General features: G+C 73.9%; 6 protein-coding genes and 1 pseudogene. 1 reads left to right on the forward strand and 6 read right to left on the reverse strand.

Annotated features, from left to right (window positions below):
• The 6 genes and pseudogenes from B7767_RS24110 to B7767_RS24135 form a co-directional block, all read right to left on the reverse strand.
• Positions 1–1,171, reverse strand: a 1,171-nt coding sequence (locus tag B7767_RS24110) for a universal stress protein (protein WP_179167261.1), incomplete at its 3' end; no start/stop codon positions are given.
• A 54-nt stretch (positions 1,172–1,225) separates the two neighbouring features.
• Positions 1,226–1,918: an ABC transporter ATP-binding protein gene (locus B7767_RS24115; protein WP_085574043.1), complete on the reverse strand. Its 693-nt coding sequence runs from the start codon at positions 1,916–1,918 to the stop codon at positions 1,226–1,228.
• A 65-nt stretch (positions 1,919–1,983) separates the two neighbouring features.
• Positions 1,984–2,326: pseudogene (locus B7767_RS24120) on the reverse strand (hypothetical protein); the annotation flags it as partial.
• A 51-nt stretch (positions 2,327–2,377) separates the two neighbouring features.
• Entirely contained in the window at positions 2,378–3,130 is a 753-nt protein-coding gene (locus tag B7767_RS24125) for a DUF3710 domain-containing protein (RefSeq protein ID WP_085574044.1), read from the reverse strand.
• A 1-nt stretch (position 3,131) separates the two neighbouring features.
• Positions 3,132–3,692 (reverse strand): dUTP diphosphatase, encoded by a 561-nt coding sequence (gene dut, locus B7767_RS24130; protein ID WP_085574045.1) that lies wholly within the window; start codon positions 3,690–3,692, stop codon positions 3,132–3,134.
• Entirely contained in the window at positions 3,689–4,273 is a 585-nt protein-coding gene (locus tag B7767_RS24135) for a PaaI family thioesterase (RefSeq protein WP_085574046.1), read from the reverse strand. The genes dut and B7767_RS24135 overlap by 4 nt, the downstream gene beginning before the upstream one ends.
• Positions 4,274–4,331: 58 nt before the next feature.
• On the opposite strand from B7767_RS24135, the gene B7767_RS24140 reads away from it, so the two are divergent.
• Positions 4,332–4,802 carry a DUF3093 domain-containing protein gene (locus B7767_RS24140; RefSeq protein ID WP_085574047.1) on the forward strand — a complete coding sequence of 157 codons (471 nt, stop codon included), beginning with the start codon at positions 4,332–4,334 and terminating at the stop codon, positions 4,800–4,802.
• Positions 4,803–5,059 lie beyond the last annotated feature (257 nt).

The following is a 5,059-nucleotide window of genomic DNA, read 5'->3' on the forward strand; positions in this document are numbered from 1 at the left end:
CCGGGCCGGCCACGCCGACCGCCCAGCCCCAGGCCAGCCGGGAACGCCCGAGCCGCGCGCCGCGGGCGCCGGGCAGCCCGCGGCCCTTGGCGACCTCCTCGTGGGTGACGATGTGCACGTCCAGGTCGGGTCCCGAGTCCCGGGCGACGGTCGCGCCGACACCCGGTCCGAAGACGTACTGCCAGGCCGGGCGGCGCGAGGAGCCGAGCACGATCTGGGTGGCGTTGGCCCCGCGGGCGAAGGCGAGCAGGTCGGCCGGGATGTCGTCGCCGACGACGTGGTGGAAGGTGCCGCCGAGGTCCTCCACCAGGGTGCGCTGCTCGACCAGCTCCCCGGGTGAGGCCGAGGTGAGCCCGTCGCTGCGGGAGATGTAGACGGCGAGCAGCTCGCCGCCGGCGCCCTTCTCCGCCAGCCGCGCGGCCCGCCGCAGCAGGGTGCGGCCCTCCGGACCGCCGGTCAGGCCGACGACGATCCGCTCGCGGGAGCCCCATATCGCCGAGACCTCGTGCTCGCTGCGGTAGCGCTGGAGGTGGGCGTCGACCCGGTCGGCCACCCACAGCAGCGCCAGCTCCCTCAGCGCGGTGAGGTTGCCGGGGCGGAAGTAGTTGGACAGGGCGGCGTCGACCTTGTCCGGCTGGTAGATGTTGCCGTGCGCCATGCGGCGGCGCAGCGCCTCGGGCGTCATGTCGACCAGCTCGATCTGGTCCGCCCGCCGCACCACCTCGTCCGGTACGGTCTCCCGCTCCCGTACGCCGGTGATCGACTCCACGACGTCGCCCAGCGACTCCAGGTGCTGGATGTTGACCGTGGCCAGGACGTCGATCCCGGCCGTGAGCAGCTCCTCCACGTCCTGCCAGCGCTTGGCGTTGCGCGAGCCGGGGGCGTTGGTGTGGGCGAGTTCGTCGACGAGGGCCACCCGGGGGCGGCGGGCGAGGACGGCGTCGAGGTCCATCTCCCTCAGGACGGCCCCGCGGTGCTCGACGTCCCGGTACGGGATCCGCTCCAGTCCGTGCAGCAGCGCCTCGGTGCGGGGCCTGCCGTGCGGTTCGGCGAAGGCGACCACGCAGTCGGTGCCGCGTCCGGCACGGCGGTGCGCCTCGGAGAGCATCGCGTACGTCTTGCCGACGCCCGGTGCCGCACCGAGGTGGATCCGAAGGCTGCCGCGTCCCATGGACTCATTGTCTTACCCCGTGACGCCCGGCCGGGCGCGGGGTCCCCGCGGGGGTCAGTGCTCGGTGATCTCGCCGTCGCTCAGCTCCAGGACGCGGTCGGCGAGGTCGAGGAGGGTGGTGTCGTGGGTGGCGACGAGCACGGTGACGTGCTCGCTGCGGACGACCGCGCGCAGCAGCTCCATCACGGCGTGCCCGGTCTCCGCGTCGAGCTGGCCGGTCGGCTCGTCGGCGATGAGGAGGGAGGGGCTGTTGGCGAGGGCGCGGGCGATGGCGACCCGCTGCTGCTGGCCGCCGGAGAGTTCGCCGGGCCGCTGGGCGGCGTGGTCGGCGAGCCCGACCAGGGAGAGCAGCAGTTCGACGCGTTCCTCGCGCTCGCGCGGGTCGGCGCGGCGCAGCCGCAGCGGGACGCCGACGTTCTCGGCGGCGGTGAGGATGGGGATGAGGCCGAAGGACTGGAAGACGAAGCCGACGTGGTCCCGGCGCAGGGCGAGCAGCCCGTTCTCGTCGAGGCCGGCGAGGTCGCGTCCGTCGACGTGGACCCGCCCCCGGTCGGGGGCGTCGAGGCCGCCGACGATGTTCAGGAGTGTGGTCTTGCCGGATCCGGAGCGGCCCTTGAGGGCGACCAGTTCGCCGCGCGGGACCTCGAAGGAGACACCGCGCAGCGCGTGGACGGCGGCGGCTCCGGTGCCGTACGACTTGTGCACGTCCTCGACGCGCACCATGGTCTCGGTGACCACCTGACTCATCCCGACCGCCCTCCCCCGTGGACCGGGCGCCAGTATCCCCGGCCGGCGTCCGGTCGATCAACGCCTCAGGCCGGGTTGTCCCCGTGGGTGAGGGTCTCCCAGGCGACGAAGAGGCTGTTGCTGCCGGAGGGGCGGGTGCGCTCGGTGAGCGCCTGGGTGTTGGTCATGGCGAAGCCGAGGCGGTTGTGCAGGGCGTTGTGGCCGACCTCGGTGACCGGGCCGAGGCCGAGGTGCACGGAGCCGCCGCACAGCCAGCCGGGGACGGCCGCGCCCTGCTCGTACCTGGCCTGGAAGCCGAGGGCGTGCCGCAGCCGCTCGCCGACGTCGGTGCCGTACAGGTCCTGGCCCTGGATGCGGCTGGTCTCGGCGATGTGCGAGGAAGGAGAAGCCGTAGCCGGTGTGGGTGAAACGGTCGAAGGGCCGCACCCCGTGACGGGGTGCGGCCCTTCGACCGGCCTGCTAGCGGACCTCGGTGATCTCCGGTCCGCGCTGGAGCTGGCCCATGCCGCCGGCGAAGCGGGAGCCCTCCTCCTGCTGCACGTTCTCCGGGACCATCTGCGCGTCGTTCGGCAGCTTCAGGACGATCGGGTCGCGCGGGGCCATCGGGCCCTCGCCGCGCACCACGACCGTGTCCCGGAAGATCTGCTCGAGGAGCCCGGCGGCCCCCGGCTGCACCGCGCCCTGGCCCGAGATCACCCCGCGCAGGAACCAGCGGGGGCCGTCCACGCCGACGAACCGCACGACCTGGAAGCCGCCGGTGCCGTCCGGCAGCTGCACCGGCACCTGGGCCCGCAGCTCCCAGCCCAGCGGGCCCTCGACCTCGTCGATGATGCCGCCCTGCTGGGTGATGCCGGACGCGATCTCCTCGCGCACCTCGCCCCAGATGCCCTCCCGCTTGGGCGCGGCGAAGGCCTGCAGCTGGATGGCGCTGTCCCGCAGCACGACGGTGGCCGCGACGATCGCGTCGCCCGCGACCTCCACCCGCAATTCCATGCCGTCGACTCCGGGCACGAACAGGCCGCCCAGGTCGACCCGGCCCTCGCCGGGCTCGCTGACCTCGCTGCTGTCCCAGGGCCCGTCGGGCCTCGGCGCCGGCTCGAGCCTCAGCCGCTCGGCCTCCTCGCCCGCCTCAGCGTCGACACCGTCGACGACCTGCTCGGCCTCGCCGGCCGCACCGTCGGCGGCATCCTTCTTCTTGCGACGTCCGAACACGTCACTGTCCTTCCCGGTCGGATACGACCGAAGCGTATCGATTCCCACCCGCTGTACCGCCCACGGCGGCCTGAACGCTTGTGCCGCTCTTACCTTCCACCGCGGCGTGACCGCCGGTGGACCCGAAGCCCCCCTCGGCCCGCGCCGAGGGGGGAAGCTCCGCGACCGACACGAAGCGCACCCTCTCGACCTGCTGGACGACCAGTTGGGCAATCCGGTCGAAGCGCTCGAACCGCACGGTCTCGCGCGGGTCGAGATTCACCACGATCACCTTGATCTCCCCACGGTACCCGGCATCAACCGTCCCCGGGGCATTCACCAGGGCGACGCCGCAGCGGGCGGCGAGACCGGATCGCGGGTGCACGAAGGCCGCGTACCCCTCGGGCAGCGCCACAGACACCCCCGTGGGCAGCACGGCCCGCTCGCCGGGGGCCAGTTCGCGGGCCTCGGTGGTCCGCAGGTCCGCTCCCGCGTCCCCCGGGTGCTCGTACGCCGGAAGCGGCACGTCGGGGTCGACGCGCCGGATCAGCACCTCGAGTGCGCCGGGGCGGGGCCCGCTCACGGGTTCACCTCGAAGGCGCGGACGCGACGGACCTGGTCGGGGTCCTCCATGGCGGCCCGGATCTCCTCCTGGCGGCCGTGGTCGACGAAGTGGTCGACCTTGACCTCGATGAACAGGGCGTCGGCGCGGACCGCGACCGGCCCGTCGGGGCCGCCGACGCGTCCGGTGGCGGTGCAGTAGATCTTCCGGCCGGCCACCGCCGTCACCTCGGCCTGGAGGTGCAGCACGGTGCCGACCGGCACGGGCCGGACGAAGTCGGTCTCCAGCCTGCCGGTCACCGCGATCGTGCGCAGCAGCCAGTTGAGCGAGCCGAGCGCCTCGTCCAGGGCGGTGGCGAGGACCCCGCCGTGCGCGAGCCCCGGGGCGCCCTGGTGGGCGGGCCGCACGGTGAACTCGGCGGTGATCGACACGCCTTCGCCGGCGCGGGCCTCGAGGTGCAACCCGTGGGGCTGCTCGCCGCCGCAGCCGAAACACTGGCCGTAGTGGGCGCCGAGGAGCTCGCCGGGTGCGGGAGCGTCGGGGTGGCGCACCGGTTTCACGGCGTCGGCCGGGGGCTGAAGAGCTGCGGAAGTACCACTCACAGGCGCAGACCTTACCCGCGCGTGAGCTCTGGCCCGACACCGTGCCAAGCTTGGATTCATGCAGCTCTCCGCCTCCCCGTACGAAGAACGCCTCACCGCCCCGCGCTCCTGGTGGCTGATCTCCTTCTTGGTGGGGGTCTCCCTGGCGCTGATCCTGTTGCCGTTCGGCACGCTGCCGATGCTCGGCGGCCTGGCCGGCGGCACCGCCGCGGCGGCGGTCGTGGCGAGTTCGTACGGCTCGGTGCGCATCCGGGTCGTGGGCGGCCACCTGATCGCGGGCGAGGCGAAGATCCCGGTGTCGGCGCTGGGCGAGGCGGAGATCCTGGACGCCGAGGAGGCCCGCGCCTGGCGCTCCTACAAGGCCGACCCGCGCTGCTTCATGCTGCTGCGGGCGTACATCCCCGGCGCGCTGCGCGTGGACGTCACGGACCCGGCGGACCCGACCCCCTACGTCTTCCTGTCGACCCGCGAACCTCAGCGGCTTGCGCAGGCACTCCAAGCGGCCCGGGACACCACCGGCGCCGCGTAGGCGGGGGGCGCCCGTGAGGGGCGCGGGACTGTACCGACATGCGGCTCCGCCGCGCGGGCGCGAAGAGGGCTGGACGCACAGGGGCGCGGGACTGTACCGACATGCGGCTCCGCCGCGCGGGCGCGAAGAGGGCTGGACGCACAGGGGTGCGGGACTGTACCGACATGCGGCTCCGCCGCGCGGGCGCCAAGGGAGCTGGGCGCACAGGGGCGCGGGGAACTGCGCGACGGGGGTCTGGGGGCGGAGCCCCCAGGGAC

The organism is Streptomyces sp. 13-12-16 (assembly GCF_002114215.1).
Lineage (GTDB): Bacteria > Actinomycetota > Actinomycetes > Streptomycetales > Streptomycetaceae > Streptomyces.